This is a genomic window from Guptibacillus hwajinpoensis, from assembly GCF_020524165.1.
Lineage (GTDB): Bacteria > Bacillota > Bacilli > Bacillales > Guptibacillaceae > Guptibacillus > Guptibacillus hwajinpoensis_D.
The window spans coordinates 582,078-606,176 of record NZ_JAIVKU010000004.1; the positions used below are offsets into that span (position 1 = coordinate 582,078).

At 39.0% G+C, this 24,099-nt stretch carries 20 protein-coding genes; 13 read left to right on the forward strand and 7 right to left on the reverse strand.

Annotated elements, in window-relative coordinates:
- Positions 1-6: 6 nt before the first annotated feature.
- Positions 7-927 (reverse strand): ketopantoate reductase family protein, encoded by a 921-nt coding sequence (locus tag LC090_RS10140; protein ID WP_226657707.1) that lies wholly within the window; start codon positions 925-927, stop codon positions 7-9.
- A gap of 83 nt (positions 928-1,010) precedes the next feature.
- Between LC090_RS10140 and LC090_RS10145 the strand changes: the two genes are divergently transcribed.
- On the forward strand, positions 1,011-1,958 hold the full coding sequence (locus LC090_RS10145; protein ID WP_226657710.1) for a hypothetical protein: 948 nt from the start codon (positions 1,011-1,013) through the stop codon (positions 1,956-1,958).
- 58 nt (positions 1,959-2,016) lie between these two features.
- The gene (locus LC090_RS10150; protein WP_226657712.1) at positions 2,017-2,955 is read left to right on the forward strand and encodes an NADP-dependent oxidoreductase; all 939 of its coding nucleotides are present in this window, start codon (positions 2,017-2,019) and stop codon (positions 2,953-2,955) included.
- 169 nt (positions 2,956-3,124) lie between these two features.
- Here the strand turns inward: LC090_RS10150 and LC090_RS10155 are convergent, their stop codons facing one another.
- Together LC090_RS10155 and LC090_RS10160 are read right to left on the reverse strand one after the other, a co-directional pair.
- Positions 3,125-4,492, reverse strand: coding sequence for a YjiH family protein (locus tag LC090_RS10155; protein WP_425590646.1), 1,368 nt, complete (start codon positions 4,490-4,492; stop codon positions 3,125-3,127).
- 334 nt (positions 4,493-4,826) lie between these two features.
- On the reverse strand, positions 4,827-5,045 hold the full coding sequence (locus tag LC090_RS10160; protein ID WP_226657715.1) for a hypothetical protein: 219 nt from the start codon (positions 5,043-5,045) through the stop codon (positions 4,827-4,829).
- 231 nt (positions 5,046-5,276) lie between these two features.
- Here LC090_RS10160 and LC090_RS10165 point away from each other — a divergent pair, with 231 nt between their 5' ends.
- The gene (locus tag LC090_RS10165; protein ID WP_226657718.1) at positions 5,277-6,305 is read left to right on the forward strand and encodes a GNAT family N-acetyltransferase; all 1,029 of its coding nucleotides are present in this window, start codon (positions 5,277-5,279) and stop codon (positions 6,303-6,305) included.
- 945 nt (positions 6,306-7,250) lie between these two features.
- Here LC090_RS10165 and cspD read toward each other — a convergent pair.
- Positions 7,251-7,451, reverse strand: coding sequence for a cold-shock protein CspD (gene cspD / locus LC090_RS10170; RefSeq protein ID WP_048309367.1), 201 nt, complete (start codon positions 7,449-7,451; stop codon positions 7,251-7,253).
- A 225-nt stretch (positions 7,452-7,676) separates the two neighbouring features.
- Complete coding sequence (locus LC090_RS10175) at positions 7,677-8,888, reverse strand: MFS transporter (protein WP_226657721.1); 1,212 nt, start codon at positions 8,886-8,888, stop codon at positions 7,677-7,679.
- Between the two features lie 264 nt (positions 8,889-9,152).
- Between LC090_RS10175 and LC090_RS10180 the strand changes: the two genes are divergently transcribed.
- Together LC090_RS10180 and LC090_RS10185 are read left to right on the forward strand one after the other, a co-directional pair.
- Positions 9,153-9,293, forward strand: coding sequence for a hypothetical protein (locus LC090_RS10180; RefSeq protein ID WP_226657723.1), 141 nt, complete (start codon positions 9,153-9,155; stop codon positions 9,291-9,293).
- 471 nt (positions 9,294-9,764) lie between these two features.
- Entirely contained in the window at positions 9,765-10,178 is a 414-nt protein-coding gene (locus tag LC090_RS10185; protein WP_226657725.1) for a CoA-binding protein, read from the forward strand.
- A gap of 28 nt (positions 10,179-10,206) precedes the next feature.
- On the opposite strand, the gene LC090_RS10190 is transcribed toward LC090_RS10185, so the two are convergent.
- Positions 10,207-10,851, reverse strand: a complete 645-nt coding sequence (locus LC090_RS10190; RefSeq protein ID WP_226657727.1) for an SIMPL domain-containing protein — start codon at positions 10,849-10,851, stop codon at positions 10,207-10,209.
- A gap of 111 nt (positions 10,852-10,962) precedes the next feature.
- On the opposite strand from LC090_RS10190, the gene LC090_RS10195 reads away from it, so the two are divergent.
- From LC090_RS10195 to LC090_RS10210, 4 genes are all read left to right on the forward strand, one after another.
- On the forward strand, positions 10,963-12,201 hold the full coding sequence (locus tag LC090_RS10195) for an aminopeptidase (protein ID WP_425590647.1): 1,239 nt from the start codon (positions 10,963-10,965) through the stop codon (positions 12,199-12,201).
- A 118-nt stretch (positions 12,202-12,319) separates the two neighbouring features.
- Positions 12,320-13,591 carry a cytochrome P450 gene (locus LC090_RS10200; protein ID WP_226657729.1) on the forward strand — a complete coding sequence of 424 codons (1,272 nt, stop codon included), beginning with the start codon at positions 12,320-12,322 and terminating at the stop codon, positions 13,589-13,591.
- Between the two features lie 11 nt (positions 13,592-13,602).
- Positions 13,603-15,900 carry an ATP-dependent DNA helicase gene (locus LC090_RS10205; protein ID WP_226657731.1) on the forward strand — a complete coding sequence of 766 codons (2,298 nt, stop codon included), beginning with the start codon at positions 13,603-13,605 and terminating at the stop codon, positions 15,898-15,900.
- Positions 15,901-16,170: 270 nt separating this feature from the next.
- Positions 16,171-17,160: a sodium:calcium antiporter gene (locus LC090_RS10210; protein WP_226657733.1), complete on the forward strand. Its 990-nt coding sequence runs from the start codon at positions 16,171-16,173 to the stop codon at positions 17,158-17,160.
- Positions 17,161-17,367: 207 nt separating this feature from the next.
- Here LC090_RS10210 and LC090_RS10215 read toward each other — a convergent pair whose 3' ends face one another.
- Positions 17,368-17,949 (reverse strand): biotin transporter BioY, encoded by a 582-nt coding sequence (locus LC090_RS10215; RefSeq protein ID WP_226657736.1) that lies wholly within the window; start codon positions 17,947-17,949, stop codon positions 17,368-17,370.
- A gap of 378 nt (positions 17,950-18,327) precedes the next feature.
- Here LC090_RS10215 and LC090_RS10220 point away from each other — a divergent pair, with 378 nt between their 5' ends.
- The 4 genes from LC090_RS10220 (at position 18,328) to LC090_RS10235 (ending at position 24,079) form a co-directional block, all read left to right on the forward strand.
- Positions 18,328-18,723 carry a hypothetical protein gene (locus LC090_RS10220; protein WP_226657738.1) on the forward strand — a complete coding sequence of 132 codons (396 nt, stop codon included), beginning with the start codon at positions 18,328-18,330 and terminating at the stop codon, positions 18,721-18,723.
- 303 nt (positions 18,724-19,026) lie between these two features.
- Positions 19,027-20,997 (forward strand): DNA topoisomerase IV subunit B, encoded by a 1,971-nt coding sequence (gene parE, locus LC090_RS10225; protein WP_226657740.1) that lies wholly within the window; start codon positions 19,027-19,029, stop codon positions 20,995-20,997.
- 2 nt (positions 20,998-20,999) lie between these two features.
- The gene (parC, locus tag LC090_RS10230; protein ID WP_226657742.1) at positions 21,000-23,426 is read left to right on the forward strand and encodes a DNA topoisomerase IV subunit A; all 2,427 of its coding nucleotides are present in this window, start codon (positions 21,000-21,002) and stop codon (positions 23,424-23,426) included.
- Between the two features lie 155 nt (positions 23,427-23,581).
- A complete protein-coding gene (locus LC090_RS10235; protein WP_226657743.1) occupies positions 23,582-24,079 on the forward strand; it encodes a metal-dependent hydrolase in 498 nt (165 codons plus the stop codon).
- Positions 24,080-24,099: the final 20 nt, after the last annotated feature.

Sequence of the window (24,099 nt, forward strand, 5' to 3'; positions counted from 1 at the left end):
TCTATGCTAACTGTTCTGAGTTTCGTAAGGTTTTATTAAACGATAGAGGGTTTCCGTGTATGGCAGGTTTAATTGTACCTGCTTAGCAAGACGTAACGCTCCTCCTTGGAGATGTTCAACTTCAAGTTTATTTTTCTTCCTTTTATCTTGATGCATCGAAGACGTCGCTTCATATGGTAGGGAATGAAATGATTCCATGCGACGATCGATATCTGCTTGATTGATGTGGACGTCATACAGTGAAGCAAGAGCTTTGATTTCTGTCATCACGTTCTCGACAAGTTTAAGTGTTTCAGGGACATCTCGAATAGTTCCTGTATGAAGATCTCCAGCTGTTGTAACGCCAGACATAGCTGAAATAAACATATATTTTTTCCACATCTCTTCTTCGATGTTAGAAGTTAATTGTGAGTTGAAATTCGCACGTTCATTTATTTCGTTTAATGAGTCACATACTTCTTTTTGAGAGGGATGCAATGGACCAAATATCAATTCATGGAGGTCACTTGTATGATGGACATGTCCGCGGTCATCAAGTGTCGCAATAATATACGATAAACCACCTAAAACAGCTTCTTTCCCAAGCGTTTCTTGTAGGATTGTGATATGTTCAATGCCATTTAAGATCGGAAGCACCTTTGCTCCTTTCGCGACAAACTCTTTAAGTACAGGAATGGTGTCTTCAAGGTGGTATCCTTTTACGCCCAATAACACTACATCAGGTGAAGTAGCTTCTGAGGGGTTCGTAACAAGTGTAGGGGAAGAGACTTTTGTATCGCCTTTTACACTTGTCACTTGTAATCCTTCACGCTCAATTTGCTTTTTTCTTCCTTCGCGTACATAAAAGGAAACATCTGTGCCGCTATCTGCCCATCTTAATCCGAAATATGTACCTAGTGCTCCTGCACCAAAAATTAAAACTTTCATAAAAATCCTCCTTTTTCGAAATCGCTTTCTTTCTATTACTCTACTTATTTTGCGTAATAATTTCAAGAAAGAAGGATATGAAAATGGTGTACAGAAATAGCTTAAGTGGGGGAAGTTGGAAAGGAATGATAACCTTGAAAATCTTATCTAGGAAACAGTTTGAAAAAGCATGCGAATTTATAGCGCTATATGCAAGACCGCTCGATCGCGAGTATTTCGCATACTGGAGAGGGGTAGGGGAGAAGGAGCGAGTCCTTCAAGAACTTGAAGTCTTCCGGAATGAAGATGGTGGTTTTGGAAACAATATTGAGCCTGATTTTCGGTTGCAAAAGTCATCTCCTCTGGGGACAACCATTGCATTTCAATACCTATATCAGCTTAACATAAATGCTCAGCATCCGTTTGTTGTGGACGGAACAAACTATTTCCTTCATACTTTTCAAACGAACGGCTGGCAATCAGTACCACTTTCTGTGAATGATGTGCCGCATGCACCGTGGTGGCATGTTTCAGACAAGATCGTCAACTATTCTGCTAATCCTGATGCAGAAATCGTGGGTTATCTTATACACTATGACGTGCAACATCCTCTAACCACAAAGGCATTCGATATAGTAATGAACCATCTGAAGGATTTAAATGAATATGAAATTCATGAAGTGCAATGTTACCTTCGCTTAGCAAAGCTAGCGGGTGGAGATGTTTATCAGAAAATTCATCAAAAAATAGAGCAGAAGCTTTCATCTATCATTGATCCACCTGAAAAATGGAATCAGTATGGAGTACAGCCCATTTCATTAGCCGACTCTATACAATCTCCTTTTGCTAAAGAGCTCAATCAAGAGCTGGATGTTAACTTGGATTATTTGATTGAAAAACAGCTTGATAATGGAAGCTGGGAACCAAGCTGGTCTTGGGGACAGTTTGAAGATCAATGGGAAGTTGCCAAAAGAGAGTGGCAGGGGGTATTGACTGTTCAGAACTTGATCACCCTTTCTAAATTTGGTCGTATTGAAAGTTCGACTGTTTAGAAATGGGGAAAGAAAGGGAACATAGTAGAGAAATCTTGATTGAGAGGAGTTTTCTACTATGAAAGCAGTCGTAATCGAACAATATGGTGATAAAGATCAGCTCGTTGAGAAGGAATTGGCTTCCCCGTCGCCAGACAAAAATCAGGTTTTAGTAACGAGCTATGCAACCTCCGTTAATCCCATTGATTGGAAACTACGAGAAGGCTATTTAAAAGAAATGCTTCCTTTTAACTTTCCTATTATTCTTGGTTGGGATATCGCTGGAGTGATTAAAGAAGTGGGTTCTTCTGTTGAAGGATTCAAAGTAGGAGATCGTGTATTTGCAAGACCGGCTACAACTGCAAATGGTACATATGCAGAGGAAGTAGTAGTGGACGATCATTTGCTGGCACGTATTCCTGACGCCATTTCTTATGAAGAAGCGGCATCCGTACCTCTTGTGGGATTAACAGCCTGGCAGTGTTTAATTGATTTTGCCGACATTCAAAAAGATGAAAAAGTATTGATTCACGCAGGGGCTGGTGGTGTAGGAAGCTTTGCAATTCAGCTGGCTAAGTATAAGGGAGCTTATGTAGCTACTACGGCAAGTGGTAAAAATGAAGAATATTTAAAATCACTTGGAGCTGACAAAGTCATTAATTATCGCGAACAGGATTTTTCAGAAGAACTTGAAGAATATGATGTTGTCCTTGATACAATGGGAGGAGATATTCAAGAGAAGAGTTTTTCAGTTTTACGTGGTGGTGGTCGCCTCGTATCGATTGTAGGTGAACCTGATCAGGAGAAAGCGAAGGAAAAAGGCGTTCGGTCTGGAAACGTTTGGCTAGAGCCAAACGGAGAACAATTAAAAGAGATCGCTTCATTAATGGAGAACGGTCATATTAAAGCGACGATCGGACACCGCTTCCCATTTAGTCAAGAAGGTATTCAAGAAGCACACGAGCTAAGTGAGTCTCATCATGCAAAGGGAAAAATAGTGATTAATTTTAATCATTAATACCGACAGCGGCCTAGTAGCCGCTGTTTTACAATTCAGCTAAAAATAAATTTCATATACCGTACTAGAAATATAAATTTTAATATGACCATTAAAGAATACATAAAACCTTCATTAAAACAAGATAAAATATAAAAAAACCGGAACAAATTAGTTCCGGTTTTTCTCGTTAAAAGATTATATGTGCCATGATAACAATGATTGGTAATGAGATAATTGTACGTTCTAGGAAAATGATAAATAAATCAATAAATCGAACAGGTACTTTAGAACCGAGCAATAGCCCACCAACCTCAGACATATATATTAACTGGGAAACTGATAGACTTGCAATAACAAAGCGCGTCAAATCACTTTCAATATCAGCACCTATAATTGCTGGTAAAAACATATCTGCAAATCCGATAACCATTGTTTGAGCAGCTTCAGCTGCTTCTGGAACTTGCATTAAATGAAGAATTGGAACAAATGGAGCACCAAGATAATTAAAAAGGGGAGTTGTTTCAGCAATAATCAATGCTATTGTCCCAATAGCCATTACAATGGGAATAACACCCATCCACATGTCGAGAACATTTTGAATTCCCCCTTTAACAACATGTGAAGCGCGATTGTCTTCAGCTGTTTTGGTTGCCTGCATGACGCCCCACTGAAAGCGAGAGCGTCCCTCTGGGATTGTATCATCAGGTGCTTCAGCCGCTGTTTCATAAGTTGTATCAGGCTTTCGTGATAGAGGCGGTATTCTAGGCATAATAACAGCTGCTACAACGCCTGCTAGTACTATCGTCAAATAATATGGAATAAAATATTGCTCAAGCTTCATTTGTTGAAGCACGACGATACTAAAGGTGATAGAGACAACTGAGAAAGTTGTTCCAATTACTGCAGCTTCACGCTTCGTATAATAACCATCTTCGTACTGCTTGCTTGTTAATAGTACACCGATCGTTCCGTCACCCATCCACGATGCAAGGCAATCGATCGAGGAGCGACCAGGTAGCGTGAAAATTGGTCTCATGATTTTCGTAAGAAGCGTTCCACAAAATTCTAACAAACCAAAATTTAAGAGCAGTGGTAAAAAGAGTCCTGCAAATAAAAATACAGAAAACAGAATTGGAATCAGATCGTTTAATAATAACCCTCCAGTTGCATCTGACCAAACCCATTCAGGACCGATTTGATATAGAGTTAAGATAGCGAAAATCATTCCAAGAATTCGAGCGATTAACCAAACCCAGGATACTTGGAGAAGACTCGTTAAAAATGGACGCTTCGTAACCCAATCAGGTTTTACGATAATAGCGTAAACGCTAAGTAACGCTGTTATTGAAATAATAATAGTCATAATTGCGGGTAGGGAAAAAGGAATGGTTGTTCCAAATAATCCTTGTAACCAACCAGCCAATTTCGCTATTGGAATTGTAACACCTTCATCATTTGGTATTGGAATCATGAATAAGAAAATACCAATGAGAGATGGAATGATGAATTTTAATAAACCTTCTGAAGTTACTTTTCTTTGATGAGTACTGTTCACGTAGTGTCACCTCTGTCGTTTCGCAACGGATTTTCTATCAAACGGATCGTATTTTTATAAAAACATAGTTATGAATATAACATATCATCTCCTTTTATGTAACATGAAAATACAAACTCTTGAATAAAAAAAGTGTTCAGAAAAAAGCGACCAATTGCATTATATCGTGAAACCGTTAACAATAAAAGAATTTCAAGGAAATCTCTTCATATAAGCGAATGTGTGAGGTAAAAGAAGATCCATTTACTATTTTGTAAGAGTTGGAATGAACACAAAAAAGAGGCAGGGAAATTTGTATCCTGCCTCTGAAATCATGTATTTAACTTCTTCATATTTAAACGTATCTATGCGGATTCTCGAGTTCATAAGATTCTTCAAAGGTTGATCCAAAAAAGCACGAGGCGCATTTGCGGTAGCCTTTTTGTCTTAAATAAACGAGTAATTCTTGTTCATGATTCGCTTCAGTACGATCTTTGATCGGAGTTTCGGGTAAATGACATTCATCACCAGCGTAAGCTGTCCTATGGACAATTTGTTTTTGGTGGTCAATCATGTATTTTCCCATATATGTTTATCATATCCCATCTCTAATAAGTTTCTATAAGTGTAACATACTAATAAGGATATTGATACATCCCGAACTTACTATTATACCCGAAAATGGTGAAATATATTACTAATAATGTGTACTTTTCTAATAAAAGTTTTACCAGTCCTTCTTCATATTAAGTTGGAAAATTCCGATAATGTAAAGAAAAAGGATGAAACAGATTAGGAGGGTGAAATGGAACCTATTATTAAATCAGGAGAGTTAAACATTCGTTATTTAAAAGATGGAGATGAGAACTATCTTTTAAAGTGGTTAACAGATCCTAGCGTCTTGTCCTATTATGAAGGAAAAGATCGACGCTATACGAAAGAGAAAGTGATAGAAGATTTCTTTTTAGAAGACGATGAAATAAGATGCCTTGTACTATATAAAAATAATCCAATTGGCTATATTCAATTTTATTCATTAAGAGAGATTGATGGTATTTCTCTTCCAAATAACTCTTATAGTATGGATCAGTTTATAGGCGAAACGTCATATTGGAATCAAGGGATAGGAAAAAAACTTGTTCAATCGATAGTTCACTACATTAAAATGACGTTAAAGGGCAGCTTCATTGTTATGGACCCACAGCGGTGGAATAAACGAGCTATATGCTGTTATGAGAAAGTCGGGTTTAGGTCTATTGGTATTCTTCCGAATCATGAATATCACGAAGGTAACTGGAATGACTGTTTGCTAATGGTAAAAGACCTTGCAACGTATGACATCGAACCGCTCAACTCCCTCCATCTGAAACAAGCAGAAGATTTTTTAACTTCTTCATGGGGAAGTTCACGTTCAGAAATGGTGATTTCTACAGGAACATACAACCTCCATGAATTAGAGGGATTTGTAGCATTAAGTACAACGGGAGAAATGAAAGGTGTTGTGACTTTCAAACGTAATGATGGTGTGATTGAAATTACTTCTCTTGATCGTGCGTTAGAAAATCAAGGGATAGGTTCACGATTAATGATGATGGTAGAGTTAATTGCCGTAGAACAACAAATCCTGCTCATTAAAGTAATTACAACAAATGATAATATGCATGCTTTAAGTTTCTATCAACGAAAAGGTTATCGCATAAAAGAAGTTATTCATGGGGCAGTAGATCGGGCTCGACAGGTGAAGCCGGAAATTCCGTTAATTGGAGAGCGAGGCATACCAATTTATGATGAGCTGGTTCTCTATAAACAGCTTTCTCCTTGTTTTAATGACTGAATGAACAAAAGCAGATAGGAAGAAGTCGAAGGGGTATGGGTGGAAAATAATCGATTAACGAGTAGGGTCTTAGAAATATGGGAGAAACGATTTGTACCGGATTATGATCTTTTGTTCTTTAAGCATGATCCCAGGGAATTTAAAGTCATTTCTAGAAAAGACGGATATGCTAATGTAAGTCTTGATGAGAGAACTTTATTTCTAACATGGAATGTTCATCCTGAGGCCGAGTGGATAGCTAAAGTTTCAAACGAGTTATTTTTATCGCTCGATAAGGAAAGCAGCAAAAACGTCTTCTATCACAATTGGAATACGGGCGAGGTTATAATTTTAAGTATCAAGAACTCCTGACAATCGATACCGATCCAGCCATTGTGGCTATTCTAGATGAATGTTGTTTAATGTATAGACAGGAAAAAATCGTCGTTTTGCAAGGGTGGAGCTGGAGGCAGTTACCATTATCATTCAGGTTTAAGTTGTTAGAAATGACTTCAAGGAATTTCATTTCATTGTCTTCTTTACAAGTTGGGGAGGAGATGGTGAATAGCCCTTTGATTAACACGTTTATCGGTTGTAACGGACCTAATTGCTTTTCATTTACATTGATGAATCTTGATAAGGAGGCCGCTCAAACATATACCAAAACGTGGATAAAAGAAAGAGAGTTTCTTTCTTCACTCAACAGTTATGGCTACCACGCTAGGGTTAGAAATCATGTAGCACCTCATGACGTACTAGTGTGGTTCCAAAATGATCAAGTTGTTCATGGATGTTATGCAATAAGCGAAACGCAAGTATTAAACAAAAATAGACAAACAATGTTTCATCCATATCAATGTCTATCGTTATCTGAAGTAAGGAAAACGTGGAAAGATTCAACATTGGTGATTTATACCAAAGAAACAAGCCCCTGACGAAAAATTCGTCGGGGGCTTGTAAAGCGATTTATGCTTTTGTTACGTTAGCTGCTTGTGGTCCGCGGTTACCTTCTACGATTTCGAAGTTAACTTCTTGGCCTTCGTCAAGTGTTTTGAAACCTTCGCCGTTGATTGCAGAGAAGTGTACGAATACGTCGTCTCCACCTTCAACTTCGATGAAACCGAAACCTTTTTCAGCGTTGAACCATTTTACTTTACCGTTTTGCATAAAAAATTGCCTCCTAATGTACCTCATCGTACATAATTTAAAATTCACCATTTACCATTGTAATACGTTTACATTAAAAAACTGCAGCTTTTGAAAGAGGATTTAACTTTGTTACCCTCTTTCGAAGCTACAGCTAATTTAAATCCTAAATATATTAATAGTAAAATGGTTTAAATATATAATAGCACCGGCTCTTATAAATTGCAAACCATTCTGGAAATTTATTTAGCGATTTATTGGGCTAGTTCCCAGCTTTGCACGTTTTGATTGTTTTTGGATTGGAAGTACAGACCCAATGAAAGCGATAAAACCCGCCCCAATTAGAATTCCCTGGATGCCATCGATAGCAAAAACAATCAATAATAAAAAAATCACTAAGTCAAAGACTGAGTCAAGTATCGATAAGAGTGAGATGGTAGTCGCTCTTATAGGAGATGGAATGATGTTGTTGCTGAGTTGGGAATAGATCGGGTAGCGAATAGCACCAATCCACCTTAAAAACAATACCACAAACAAAATTATCCATAGCTGTTCCTGAAAAAGCGCCGCTAGTAACAGTCCAAAAGCGGAAAGGAAGCCAGACGTGTACATTAAAAAAGAATAGGAAAACTTTCTATTTAGCATACCGATACTTCTTGATGACAAAAAGGCTAGTAAAGCACCAACAGCATAAACCGGTCCAATGAAATAAACTGGTAGCCCAGAACTGATCAGAAGTGGTTGATCAAATTTTTGAAAAACTGCTACTGTAGGGATAAAAACGAGTGTAACGTTCAAAAACATTACTAACAGCTGAGGTGCTTTTTTGATCACCTTTACACCTTCAAGTACATTTTGTAGCGAAGTTCCAGAGATGGTCACTTTTCCAGGTGGTTCTTGAATGAAAAACAAAAGAACTAGTTCAACAATGTAAGATATCATACTTAAAAAAATCAGTAACTGAAACTGTTCTTGTTGAAGATCCTTTGCAATTAATGATCCAAAAAGAACGGCAAACATCATAGCCATAAACCCTGCTGATTGGATTTTTCCCATTGCTTCATCCATTTTATGTTGCTTGTTATCTTTTTTTAATGATTCGTAAATCAGTGCTTCGTCAGCTCCAGAGAAAAAAGTAACTGATAACCCATTTAAAATGCTAAATAGCATAAACAAGCCCAGGTTATCTGCTACAAACAGAATACCGATACTACAAAGTTTAGTAACAGATCCTGTTAGAAACGATACCCTTGCGCCAAAACGGTCTGCGAAGACACCCGTTGGAATTTCTCCTATTAAAACCGCTCCGCTCCAGCACATTAAGATAACCAGAATGTTAGCTTCACTTAACCCCTTTTCCATATAAAATAATGTTAAAACGGGCTGCAAGAAACTAATGGTGCCAAAAAAATGTACCCAGAACAATAGGGTAAGATTACGTTTTGATAAAGAAGACATGATCCTCCAACTTTCATTGTAAGTTCCGACAATAGAAAGACAGGAGGGAGTCATTTACATTAAATCGAGTCGTCCCTCCTCTGTAATGTCATTAGCTCCAGAATTTTTAACATATTGAAATCTCCCTTCTATTTAATTAAGAAAAATTATAGCAAACCTATTCTTACGATGCGTATTATTTTTTGAAAAAAAGAATAATTCTGATATGGTTCGATCTACCAATTGTTTTGAGGTACGATGAGGGTAATAGGAGGGAGCTACAAAATGATGGAATCTTGCGTGGTAACCACAAAACATGGTGTTATTGAATATGTTCTTTCTAATCATACTATTACGCCGATTGTATTGTTATCGGGAATTGGGGATCACTTTATGAGTGGAAGGAAATCATATCCGGTGGATTAACTGTTTTAGCCTATAAAAAAAGTTCAAATTATGGGAGCGGGGAGTGTAGATTGCTTTAATTGACCACGAAACGAGTCGTTCGTTGTACAGAGCTGTAGGAGCTGAGATTTGCCATATGCCTCAATGTGCTATGCGACTAAATAAAGAAGGTTTTCCAGACGTTCCTTTAACCGTGATTGGAAGAGATGCGGAGTACTCAAAAGAACAACGAATAAATGCAGGCCTACCGTAAGCAAAAGCTATTCCAATTGAGAAAGTATGGACAAAGCTAATTCAAGAGCAAACAATTCTTTCTACTCATTCAGTTTACATAAAGGCAGAGGGTGCAGGACACAATATCCCCTATGACTCCCCTGAGCTGATCATAAAAGAAATGACTCGACTCTGTTCTCGCATTTGAGCGAAATAGTGTTGCTGTTGTCTTACATCTTTTATAATAGACTTATACAAAAAATAAAGGGGCGAGCGTAAATGACAATTCAAAACCCAACAAGAGAAGAGATTGGTAACATCCTAAAAACGAAGAAGCGAATTGCAGTCGTTGGTTTGTCAAATAATCCTAACCGTACCTCTTTCATGGTATCACAAGCGATGAAGGATGCTGGTTATGACATCATCCCAGTCAATCCGACAATAGATGATGCGCTAGGTGTAAAAGCGGTAAATTCTCTAAAAGAAATTGAAGGTCACGTTGATATCGTTAACGTCTTCAGACGAAGTGAGTATCTTCCAGATATTATGAGGGATGCTGTTGACATTGGAGCAGATGTTTTCTGGGCCCAGCTAGGTGTGTTAAATGAAGAAGCGTACGAATATGGAAAAAAACATGACATTAAAGTTATAATGGATCGTTGCATTAAAGTTGAACATGCGATGACGAAGTAAGATTGGGGGCGTACAAAACGCCCTTTTTTTATATCAGGAGATAAATTATTTTTAACTGAGCAGTTATCACTAATTGACCTGTTTGGATTTGAGTGGTTTGAACGTCGCTAAACATCCGTGAAGAAGGTGAATAGGAACTCATTTCAACAATTTGATGCGGGGAATGCGGTAAGGGAATTTGGAGCGCTTGTGCAATTGTTTTAGCTTTTTGCTCTCCATCTTTTATCGCAATGGCTAACGCCTTTTGGTAAACGATGTTTGGATCTTTTAACTCAAAGCGAATATCCGAGACCACATTTGCCCCTGAAGCTACAGCTGCATCGATTGCGGCTCCAGCTTCCCTCACTGGCTCTACGTACACTTTAAGGAGATGCGTTACTTTGTAACCAAGCAAAATTTTGACGTTGTTTTCATAGCGTACATTTTCTTCAATTCGATAATCAGAGGTTTGAATATTACCTGAAGGAATACCGAGAGAATGAAGAGACGATACAACGGCAGCGATAAGCATCGCATTTTCTTCCTGCGCTTCAGCTACTTGTTCAGATGTAGTCGTGACACCAGTAATAATGACCGCTCGATCCGGTGGCGTACTCACTTCTCCTGTTCCGAATACAGTAATCGTATGGTCGCATAGACATTCCTTTAGTTGATTTGAATTTATATTTGTCATTTTTCACACTACTTTCCAATAGTTTAAACAAATCATCACGATTAAGAGGACAGAAAGAGTCAGTTTTGTTAAAATTTTAAGTAGTCGTTAGGAAACGAAGGAGGAATTATATTGCCAGAACAAATCATGTTAGAAAAGTATGCCGAACTTGCCCTTAAACGAGGGGTTAATCTACAAAAAGAACAAATGCTTGTCATTAATTCATCGATTGAAGGTGCTGAATTTACTCGAATCGTTGTAAAAAAAGCCTACGAAATAGGCGCAAAGACAGTACATATTAATTGGAGCGATGATGCTCTAGACCGTTTATGGTATGAAAATGCTGCCCAGGATGTGCTTGAAAACGTTCCTGAATGGCGTGTTAAAATGTATGATCACTTTGCCGAAGAAGGCGCGGCTATTCTGTCTATCCGTTCTACTAATCCTGATTTGTTAAAGGGGATTACCTCATCACGCATTTCTGCTTCAAATAAAGCAAGTGGCGAAGCAATGAAAAACTTCCGTAAATATACGATGAATGACAAAATTACATGGTCAATCGTTGCAATTCCAAATGGAGAATGGGCAAAGAAAATCTTCCCTGATTCTTCAGAAGAGGAAGCGATTGAAAAGCTTTGGGACCAGATATTTACGATTACGCGGGTAGATCAGGAAAATCCGATTGCTGCCTGGAATGATCACAATGCTACTCTTGCTAAAGCAAGAGGGGTTCTGAATGATCGAAACTATAAGAAACTTGTGTATAAAGCGCCAGGAACAGATTTGGAAATTGAACTACCGGAAGGACATATATGGAAAGGAGGATCTTCTCTTTCTGAACAGGGCACTGAATTTAATGCAAATATGCCAACGGAAGAAGTCTTTACATTACCTCATAAGTATGGCGTGAGTGGTACAGTATCTAGTACGAAACCATTAAGTTACGGTGGTAATTTAATCAACGACTTCTCGCTAACGTTTAAAGATGGAAAAGTTGTGGATTTTTCTGCGGAAGAAGGCTATGAAACGCTTGAAAATCTATTGAACATGGATGAAGGTTCGCGGAGACTAGGCGAAATCGCGATCGTACCACACCAATCTCCTATCTCTCAATCAGGGCTAATTTTCTTTAATACGCTTTATGACGAGAATGCTTCCTGTCATTTAGCTCTTGGAAAGGCTTATCCGAGCAGTATTAAAGGCGGAGCAGATATGGATGATGAAGCACTGGATCATCATGGTGTAAACAACAGTATTACGCACGTTGATTTTATGATGGGTTCTGGAGAACTTGATATTGATGGTGTCAAAGCAGACGGAACAACGGAAGCGATTTTCCGAAACGGTAACTGGGCGATCAATGTAAAGTAAGCAAAAAACGCTCTCACTGATTAGTGAGAGCGTTTTTTTTTGCATCGTAACCTGTTATAAATTGCAAGTACTATCCCGTTCTTTCTATAATAGAGGAAAATAGTGAGTGGTGGTTTCCGTGAGTGTTGAAAAGTTATCGGGTATACGTTTGAAGAATTATTTCTCCTTTCGTAAGGATCCATTAGGTTTTTTATCAAAAACCCGCGATATAGCGGATTTTGTAGAGCTCGGTGCTTCTTCTTTTGTCGTCCATCAACCTGACGCAGTCAAACAAATTCTTGTTACCAATGCAGAATCTTTTCAAAAAGGGAGCTCTGCATCGTTATTGAGCCAAACGATTGGGCGAGGGCTATTAACCTCAGAAGGCAAAACACATGAGCGGCAGCGAAAAATGATCATGCCTGCTTTTCATAAAGAGAAGATGAACCATTATATCTCGATTATCCTCGATGAAACGAAACAATTTATGAAAGAATGGGATGATGGAGAAGTCATTTGTATTAGCACAGAAATGATGAGGCTAACATTAAGAATTATTATGAAAACCATGTTTGGTCAAGATATTTCAAAGAAAGAAAGCATCGAACTTGTCACAGCGGTAACCCATATTATTGAGAAATCTGCTTCTGACTTATTCCTCCCTTTTCCATCACCAGAGTTTGTACCTACAAAACGGAACAAACAATACAAATTAGGGAAGAACCGCTTAAATGAACTCGCAGATCAATTAATTCAAAACACACCAAAAGGCAATCATTTGCTATCTCTTCTTCAAGAAACAACGTATACGGACGGTTCTCCACTTTCGAGCGAAGAAGTGAGAAGTCAAACCTTAACAATGCTTATTGCTGGTCATGAAACAACTGCTAACGTGCTATCATGGATGTGGTATGAGCTTTCAAAAAATGAAGAAATTGAACAGCTACTTTTAAAAGAATGGAAAGAGGCAAGAGAATTAAGTCATCACCAACTCGTTCTGACACAACTGTTTTTCAAAGAGACGCTAAGACTTTATCCTGCTGCCTGGGTGATATTAAGAGAAGCGATCGAACCAGTTGCTTTAATAGGGCATTATTTTAAACCAGGGTCATCGTTCTTGATTAGCCCTTACATCATGCATCGCAATCCGACATTCTTTGAAAAACCGGAGCAGTTTTCCTTATATCGAATGAAAGAAAAGCATGCCCCTTTTGCTTATTTCCCATTTGGGGGAGGACCTAGAAGCTGTATCGGAAGTCAGTTTGCTACTTATGAAGCTCAATTGATATTTTCAACAATAGGAAAAAGCTTTCATCTTCAACAATTGCACGACCATCCTGTAGAAGCAGAACCACTTGTCTCGTTACGCATTAAAGGTGGTCTTTTAATGAAAGTGCACAAACGAAAATAATAGGTGATAAGATGGATGAAATCATTAATGTGTCTGTACGACCGCTTGTTGAGTATGCATTTCGAAGTGGAAGTATTGATCTACGTTTTCGAACAGCGACCAGTATGACGGAAGGAACACGACTTCATCAGATGGTTCAAAAAACGTATGGTGAATTGGATAAAAAGGAAGTTCCCTTAGAGACCAGGGTGGATTACGAAGAAATGAGCTTTCATATCGAGGGACGGTGCGATGGTCTACTAATGAACGGTGATCATTATATGATTGATGAAATTAAATCGACATCTCTCCCGCTCTCTGAGGTGAATGAACAGACGCACCCCGTCTATTGGGCGCAAGCAAAATGTTATGGATATATGGCTGTTGAGAAATATAACCTTGAACAGATTACCATTCAATTAACGTATATTCAGTCAGAATCGAATGACATTATTCGATTTCAACAGTATCTAAAGGCAGCTGATCTGCGAGAATTCATGCAACGCATGGTTGAGCAGTATGCGCCGTTTGCAAGGTGGAAGCAGAAACATATGACGTTGCGAAGTCAAAGCAGTAAAGCCCTTGCGTTTCCCTTTCATACTTACAGAGAAGGACAGCGAAAGTTAGTTGGAAGCGTCTATAAAACGGTACAGGAGGAAGCCACGTTGTTTGCGATGGCGCCGACTGGGATCGGAAAAACGATTAGTACATTATTTCCTGTTATTAAAGCAATGGGAGAAGGGTTTGGTACAAAGCTTTTCTACCTTACCGCAAAAACCATTACGAGAGAAACCGCACAGGAAGCTTTTCAACTTATGGAGAAGAATGGCCTTCACATTTCTTCCGTAACCATTACGGCAAGAGATAAGATTTGTTTTAAAGAAAAAACAATCTGTCAAAAGGACTATTGTGAATTCGCCGACGGCTATTACGATCGAATAAACGAAGGCATGCTTGATCTCTTAAGCAACGAAACGTTAATTACGCGAAACGTAATTGAACACTATGCAAAGAAGCATCGTTTATGTCCTTTTGAACTTTCCCTTGATTTGACTTATACAGCAGACGCGGTTATCTGTGATTATAATTACTTATTTGACCCCCGTGTCTCACTCAAAAGACTAATCGATGAGCAAAAGAAACAAACGACAGTACTTATTGACGAAGCGCATAATCTTGTTGATAGGGCGAGAGAAATGTATTCAGCTGAATTAATGAAATCCCCATTTCTTGAACTGAAGCGCGCTTATAAAAAGCACAACCATGCCATTTCACTAGCGGCAGCTGAGCTTAACCGTACGTTTCTTGACTATCGGAAATCGACTCATAATGGATCTCTCGTTTTGTCAGAAGTGGATGAGGAACTCATTGTTCAACTAGATACGTTTGTACAGGTAAGTGAAAAAGAATTGTTGCAACAAGGAAGCGATGAGCTTCTGTTAGAAACATACTTTTTAGCACAGAACTTTATTCGGATCGCTAAACTATATGATAAACGATTTATTACCTATGTAGAGGCAGGGAAGTCGGAGGTGAAAATGAAGCTCTTTTGCTTTGACCCTTCTCATCTTCTCCAAAAAATGAGGAAAGGGTTTCGAGCAAATGTTTTCTTCTCAGCAACATTTATGCCTTTTTCGTATTATCAAAACATGCTCGGTTGGAGAGATGAGGATTATGCGGTCCGAATTCCATCTCCATTTCCGCGCGAACATGCTGAGGTAATGATCGCACCACTTTCGACGAAATATCGTGACAGAGAACGAACGTTGCCATCGCTTGTTTCGCTTCTAGAGAATGTTGTTAAAACGAAACCGGGGAATTACTTATTCTTTTTTCCTTCATATGGTTATATGGAAGAAGTTTATCGTGCATTCAACACTCCCGCTGAAGCAGAAACGATGATACAAAAAAGCGGCATGACAGAAGAAGAACGAGAAGCTTTTTTAAACGAGTTTACATCAGATCGGGAGACAAGTTTAGTAGGTTTTGCTGTAGTGGGTGGGGTTTTTTCTGAAGGAATTGATTTAAAAGGGGAGCGTTTAACAGGTGTCGTCGTGGTTGGGGTTGGTTTGCCTAACTTTGATACTGAACGCCAATTAATGAAAACTTACTTTGAACAAGACGGGAAAAACGGTTTCGAGTATACATATGTTTATCCTGGCATGAACCGTGTGCAACAGGCGGGGGGGCGACTCATTCGTACTGAAACGGATCATGGCCTTTTACTCCTCGTAGATAATCGCTATTTAGAAAAACGATATCAACAATTATTACCTTATGAATGGCAACATTACAAAGTCCTAAAAGACCCTTCGATGTTTCTCAAATAACGTCATTGTCCTATGACCTGTTCATTGGAAGCCTGCTCTTTTAGAGCGGGTTCTTTTTTATTTATGTAAATGGGAGCGTTTTTTATGGGTGATTCTCTTATAAATATTTCACGTATCTCCTCAGAACCTTTCGTAGGTATGATTGTTTTCGATCAAATATCAACAATTTTGAACCATTACATTTTAACTACATCTATGAAGTAGTGGTTTAGGTTTGTGAAGCGAAGGTAATGGTGAAGGTGAGAAACGAACTTTTGAAGGAGAACATCTATGAATTTAATTCTTACCATTCTTTTATTTATTTTAGCAGCTATCGCAACTTATTTTGTGGCAACTCGTCTTGCCATGTATGGAGATGCCATTAGTGAAAAAACCAAAACATCTTCTGCTTTTATGGGCATTATTATCGGTGCCGCTATTTCGCTTCCGGAATTAACTTCAAGTGTCACGGCGATTGCCATCGATAGTCCTGATCTAGCGATTGGGAATTTACTCGGAAGTAATTTATTTAATCTATTGGCTCTTGCAGTTCTCGATATGGTTTACCGACGAGAACAAATTATGGGACAAACTGATCTAGGTAGTAAACTCTATATCTATTTAGTTATCGTAATGACACTAATTGTTGTTGCCGGCCTATCGTTGACCCTACCTGCGAGTATCTTCCACATTGGCTATAGTTCGGTCATTTTAGTGCTTGTTTACTTCGTTGGGGTTAAATGGATCAATCGTCAAACGGAAGAACAAGTGAAAAGAAAGAGTCGTAAAAACGAAAAATATGGTGAATTTTCTTACCGTAGAGTACTAACCATGTTTATCTTATCAGCGGTAGGAATTATGATAGTAGGCACTGTGCTCACATTGACAGCGGATCGAATTGCAGAGAGCACGGGTCTTGGCGCCTCTTTTGTAGGATCCTTTCTGGTGGGAGCAAGTACATCACTCCCCGATGCTGTAAGTGTTGCTACTGCTTTGAAATTAAGAAATTATAGTATGGGTGTGAGCTCTCTTCTCGGCAGTAATGCGTTTAACATCATGCTTCTTTCCTTTACAGATGCCATTTATTTTAAGACAAATATTTTTCAGCATGCAAGTCCTTCAAACATTATAACGACCGTGTCTTCTATTATTGTTGTGCTCGTTATTTTGTATAGCATTACTCGAAAAAACAAGCGGAGTACGCTTTTTTACATGTTACCTTCCATTTTGATTGTTATTATTTATTTCATCGCTACTTTCACTGTTTATACAATGAAGTAAGTTATAGAGGAGAACTCCTCTATAACTTTTTTTATTGTTTACCCAGTTTGTGTCAGGTGGAATTACAAATGTTCATTGTGTCTCTCTTCTTAGACGCAGGAAAATCCAAGCAAACAATTCATAAATAAATTCACCAATATAAAAAGCCGCCGGTAGTTTACCGGCGGTTCAATTATATTCATCTATTGGGAATAGAGGAATGACTCATTAAGCAACTTGCGGCCGCTTTGATGTTTTTGAAACGGCTGCATAAATGCGTGGGGATATAAGGGCAGCGACAATGGATAAAAGGATGTCTTTAGGAAGAGGAGCGAGCATCCATAGCCAAGCCATGCCGTAAGTAAATCCTTCAGGAGCATCAGCCCAGAATTTGTAGGCGTAGTACATGTAATTGGTGCCTAGAACGTAATTCAATATAAATGCCGTAAAGCTCGCGATCAGGAACGTTCTCACAGTTGGTTTGGATTTCGATTCAATGATTTTACCTGCCACGTATGCTACTAAAATATAAGATAGAATAAATCCGAATGTTGGTTTAAAGAAAACGCCAGGGCCACCTGTAAATTGAGCAAATACCGGAGCGCCTGCAAGACCAATTAGTGTGTAGACAATCATAGAAATGGATCCTAGTCGACTACCAAGTAAAAGACCTGCTAAAATCGCAAAGAAAGTTTGCAAAGTAATCGGTACGCCACCTACTACGAGAAATTGAGCGATATTTGCTCCTACCGCCATTAATGCGGCAAACATTCCTGCATAAACTAAATCAATTGTTTTCATCTTCCTCATGACTGAACCTCACTTTCGTTATCACTATAATGAATCGTAAAAGAAAAAGTTGATTGTGTCAACATTTATTTTAAATGGGTTTACGAAAAAGAGGTGAATTGACTTAAATTGAAGATATTTTAAGCGTGTAAAGGTTATTATTCCGTTTTACTACCACAATTGACACTAATTAATGCGAACTGGTTAACTTATTACGCTTGGAAAAAATGGTGAGACCCATGTTAGCTTTCATGGATTTGAGTAAGAAAAGGGTAATCAGAAGTGTATCAAATGACAGTTGCTCGGACTCAACAATCCATTTGATTATGAGAAAACGTACTACTTAACAAAAAATCTATGGTAAACTAAGAGCGAAAGTACGTTGAAAGGAGCCTCTATATGAACATGTTAAGAGGAACCATTCTTTCTGTTTTATTGCTTTGTTTCGTACTTGCCATAAGCACGGCGTTTGCAAATGGACAAGATGAGAACCTTGCTTATGAAACTGGAGAGATACAAGAGAAGCTGATTCGCTACGAGGAACCGCAGGTTATTGGTGAATTAGACCAGGAAAAAGGGACAACCATGAATGAAGATGATTCGGAAATAACAAATGAAAATGCAGAAGAGGCGACAAACGCGCCAGTGGACAAACCTTATTATTATCTTATTGTTAACAAAACTCCTTATTTAGCCGATAAATCTGATTGGGAGTCGGTTGAAGAAGGTCATACCGTTACACTCGGTTATGAAGAAGGTAACGTGCATGTCGTGAAAACAATTGATGAAGACTAAACATTAAGGTACAATACGGTTCGATGTTTTTTTCTCTCCTGCCAATGCGCAGGATTTTTTAATACGTTAAGAAGGAATTCATTTCGAGCCCTTAGTCGAGGATGTAGAAGATCGATCTTCGTAAGGAGCGTCAGAGATGTATTGAATGAAACGAACGCAGTAAGAGGCTGTAAAACACTACCTCACTATTAAAATCAATGAGATCTGGCAATGCTTTAAAAAAAGGATCGGGCACAAAAAAGATAGAAACACCCGTTCTCATATGGTAGGCTAGTCTATACAGCAAGTTGAAAGGGGAAAAACATGGTAACAAAACAAAAGCAAGAATATAGCGATGATTCCATCCAGGTGTTAGAAGGATTGGAAGCGGTAAGAAAGCGCCCGGGAATGTATATCGGGAGCACCGACTCAAGAGGATTACATCATCTTGTTTATGAAATAGTCGATAATTCAGTTGATGAGGCTCTTGCTGGCCATGGAGATGAAATCAACGTTACCTTATATGAAGATAATAGTGTGAGCATTGAAGACAATGGTCGTGGTATGCCTGTTGGTATGCACAAGCTCGGTAAACCCACTCCAGAAATTATTCTAACGATTCTCCACGCAGGAGGTAAATTCGGACAGGGTGGCTACAAAACAAGCGGTGGTTTACACGGGGTTGGTGCATCTGTTGTAAATGCTCTTTCGGAATGGTTAGAGGTAACGATTCATCGAGATGGATTTATTTTTAAACAGCGTTTCGAAAATGGGGGTAAACCCGCAACGACCCTTGAAAATATCGGAAAAACGCGTAAAACGGGAACGACAATTCATTTTAAACCAGATCCAACGATGTTTAGTACCTTAAATTATAACTACGATACGCTTAGTGAGCGCCTACGTGAAGCTGCCTTTTTGTTAAAAGGCTTGAAGATCGAATTAGATGATAAGCGCCATGACCGCAAAGAGGTCTTCTATTATGAAACCGGTATCGAAGCATTCATCGACTATCTAAATGAAGATAAAGAGACACTTCATCCGGTCGTAACATTTAATGGGGAAAGCAACGGCATTGAACTTGATTTCTCATTCCAATACAATGATGGATTTTCAGAAAATGTCCTTTCTTTCGTAAATAATGTTCGAACGAAAGATGGCGGCACGCATGAATCGGGAATGAAAACGGCAATCACGCGCGTAATTAATGACTATGCAAAGAAAGTGAACCTTTTAAAAGAAAAGGACAAGAACCTTGAAGGGAACGACATTCGAGAAGGTTTTACAGCCATTGTCTCAGTACGCATTCCAGAAGAATTGCTTCAGTTCGAAGGCCAAACGAAAAGTAAGCTTGGGACAAGTGAGGCACGTTCAGCAATTGATGCGATTGTATCCGGTCAATTTTCGTATTTTCTAGAAGAGAATCCATCTATTAGTGAGATGCTCATTAAAAAGTCGATCAAAGCTGCTCAGGCAAGAGAAGCAGCAAGAAAAGCGCGTGAAGATGCACGCTCGGGTAAGAAAGGGAAACGCAAAGAGACCATTCTTAGTGGTAAACTTACTCCGGCCACTTCCCGAAATCCGAAGAAAAATGAATTGTATCTTGTTGAGGGGGATTCGGCAGGTGGTTCTGCAAAGCAAGGACGTGACAGACGAACACAAGCGATTCTTCCATTACGAGGAAAAGTCATTAATACAGAGAAAGCAAAATTGCAGGATATCTTTAAAAACGAAGAAATTAATACAATTATTCATGCGATTGGAGCGGGAGTTGGTCCTGACTTTGATATCGAAGATGCAAACTATGACAAAGTGATTATCATGACCGATGCCGACACTGACGGCGCCCATATCCAGGTGCTCTTATTAACGTTTTTCTACCGCTACATGAAACAGCTTGTGGAGCATGGGAAAGTATTTCTTGCTCTTCCACCCTTATATAAAGTAAGTAAAGGGAAAGGGAAGAAAGAAGTGGTTGAGTACGCCTGGGATGAAGATGGTATGAAAAAAGCCATGAAAAAGGTTGGGAAAGGCTATACGATCCAACGTTATAAAGGTCTTGGTGAGATGAACGCCGATCAATTATGGGAAACAACGATGAACCCTGAAAGCCGCACATTAATTCGCGTAAAGATTGAAGATATTGCTCGTGCTGAGCGACGCGTTTCTGTCCTAATGGGAGATAAAGTCGAACCACGAAGACAGTGGATTGAATCAAATGTGGCATTCGGACTGAATGAGGAAACAAATATCATCGAGAATGAGAACATTTCCATTATTGAAGAGGAGGCGTAACATTGGCTAACGCAGAAAAATTTCTAGATCTACCGCTTGAAGATGTCCTCGGTGACGCTTTTGGGCGATATAGTAAATACATTATTCAGGACCGTGCCCTGCCCGATGCAAGGGACGGTCTGAAGCCTGTACAACGCCGGATTCTTTATGCGATGCATCATGAAGGAAATACAGCTGAAAAACCGTTTCGGAAATCAGCAAAAACGGTTGGTAATGTGATTGGTAACTACCATCCACATGGAGATACATCTGTGTATGATGCGATGGTGCGTATGACTCAGGATTGGAAAGTACGTAATATCCTTGTTGAGATGCATGGGAATAACGGGAGTGTTGATGGAGACCCACCTGCAGCCATGCGATATACAGAAGCGCGACTGGCTGCCATTTCATCTGAACTTCTCCGTGATATCGATAAAGATACAGTTGAGTTTGCACCAAACTTTGACGATACGCAAAATGAGCCAATTGTTCTACCTGCACGTTTTCCTAACCTTCTTGTTAATGGTTCAACAGGTATTTCAGCTGGATACGCCACGGACATTCCTCCACATAACCTGGGCGAAGTTATTGATGCAGCCGTTATGCAAATGGAAAATCCTGACGTTACGTTGCAAGAACTGATGGGTGTCATTAAAGGACCAGATTTCCCAACTGGGGGGATAGCTCAAGGTACTGAAGGCATTCGAAAAGCATTCGAAACAGGAAAAGGAAAGTTCATTTTACGTGGCAAGGCAGAGATTGAAGAAGTTCGCGGCGGGCGTCAGCAAATTGTTGTGACGGAAATCCCATATGAAATTAATAAAGCGAACCTTGTTAAGAAAATTGATGAACTTCGTGTTGACCGTAAAATTGAAGGTATTTCTGAAGTCCGTGATGAAACAGACCGAACCGGCCTTCGTTTTGTGATAGAACTAAAAAAAGAAGCAGATGCAAACGGCATACTGAAATACTTGTATAAAGCGACAGATCTTCAAATTACGTACAATTACAACATGGTCGCCATTTACAACAAGACACCGAAACAAATGGGATTAAAGCAAATTCTGAAGGCTTACATTGAGCATCAGAAGGAAGTAGTCATCCGTCGATCTGAGTATGACTTGAAGCGCGCGAAAGATCGTCAGCATGTTGTGGAAGGACTAATTCGTGCAATTTCTATTTTGGATGAAGTCATTGCCACAATCCGCTCATCTAAAGATAAGCGCGACGCTAAAAACAACTTAATGGTGGAGTACGACTTTACAGATGCTCAGGCTGAAGCCATTGTGAATTTACAACTATACCGCTTAACAAATACGGATATAACAACGCTAAAAAAGGAATCGGAAGAGCTAAGTCAACTCATTAATAAACTTGAAACGATTCTTGGTAGCGAGAAAAAACTCGTCAATCTCATAAAAAAAGAATTACTTGAAATTCGTAAGAAATATGCGGATGATCGCATGACCGTTATAGAAGATGAAATTGAAGATATAAAAGTAAATCTTGAAGTCATGATTCCTTCTGAAGATGTGATTGTAACGGTCACAGAAGATGGTTATGTAAAGAGGACTAGTCCGCGATCCTATGCTGCTTCAAATGGCAAAGACTTTGGGATGAAGGAAACGGATACGCTCCTTCGCCAATTTGATAGTAATACGACACATACGATATTGTTGTTTACGAACAAAGGAAGCTATCTCTATCTTCCTGTTCATGAGCTACCGGAAATCAGATGGAAAGATCTTGGGCAGCACGTAGCAAATATTGTGTCAATTGAGTCAGATGAACGAATTATCGAAGCTATGGAAATTAAAGAGTTTAAGGAAGATCAATTCCTTGTTTTTGTAACGAAACAGGGAATGATTAAAAAAACGGAGTTATCTCAATATAAAGCGCAGCGTTATTCCAAGCCACTTATGGCACTTAAGCTTAAAAAAGAAGATGAATTGGTAGACGTATACACAACGAATGGTAGTAAAGAAGTTTTCCTTGCCACACATTTCGGATACGGTCTTCGTTTCAAGGAAGAAGAAATTAGCCTTGTTGGTCAACGTGCGAGCGGAGTAAAAGGTATTAACTTAAAAGATGATGATTTCGTCGTAAGCGGGATCATTTATGAGCCAACTGCGAAGCATGATATATTCCTAGCCACTCATCGAGGGGCTGTGAAGAAAATGCAGCTAAGTGAATTTGAAATTACAACGAGAGCAAAACGCGGTGTTGTGATGTTGCGTGAATTAAAATCAAATCCTCATCGTGTCATTGGAGCTGCGGCTGTTACAAAACAAGATCTCATTATGGTTCGAACGAAAAAGGGAGAACCAATAGTGGTAGATCCAGCAACATATCGACCGAATGATCGGTATAGCAACGGATCATTTGTCGTTGATGTGAGTGAAACAGGCGATGCCGTAGAAATTAAGAAAGTCCAGAAGCCAATATAAAAACTAGAAAACCCGCCTAAAAAGCGGGTTTTCTTTGTATATGAGCAAATAAATTTATGATATACTAATTGGTATGCGAACATATGATTGCCACCCCTCTAAAATGGCACTTTCCAATCAAGCAACCAAGAAGACACAGATGAAGGAGGAATGAGATGGAGGGGAAAACCCATGCGATTGGCGGTATTTGCTTAGGAGTTGCCGCACAAAGCTACTACATAACAAATCAACTTGATGCTCCAGAATTAATTGTATTTTACGGAGCTTGTCTATTTGGAGGGCTTTTGCCAGACATTTGTCATCCAGGTTCCTGGACAGGAAGAAGAGCCAGGGCTTTATCCAAAGGGATTAGCCGATTTTTTGGCCATCGAACAATTACACACAGCATTCTTTTTATTATTCTTATCTACTGGTTAACGTCTACTTTTAGCTTTCAATATGATCACCTTATTCAAACAGGTCTTTTAGTAGGGATCGTAAGTCATATTGTTCTTGATGCCATGACAGTAAGGGGAATTCAATTGTTTTATCCGATTCCACTGCGTGTTCGCTTTCCACTTTATTTAAAAACTGCCTCAAAAGGAGAAGGTTTTATAAGTAGCTGTCTGATCATCGTCACTATTATTATGGTGTACAACAAGGTGCTTTCATAAGTATCCACTTTTATACCGAC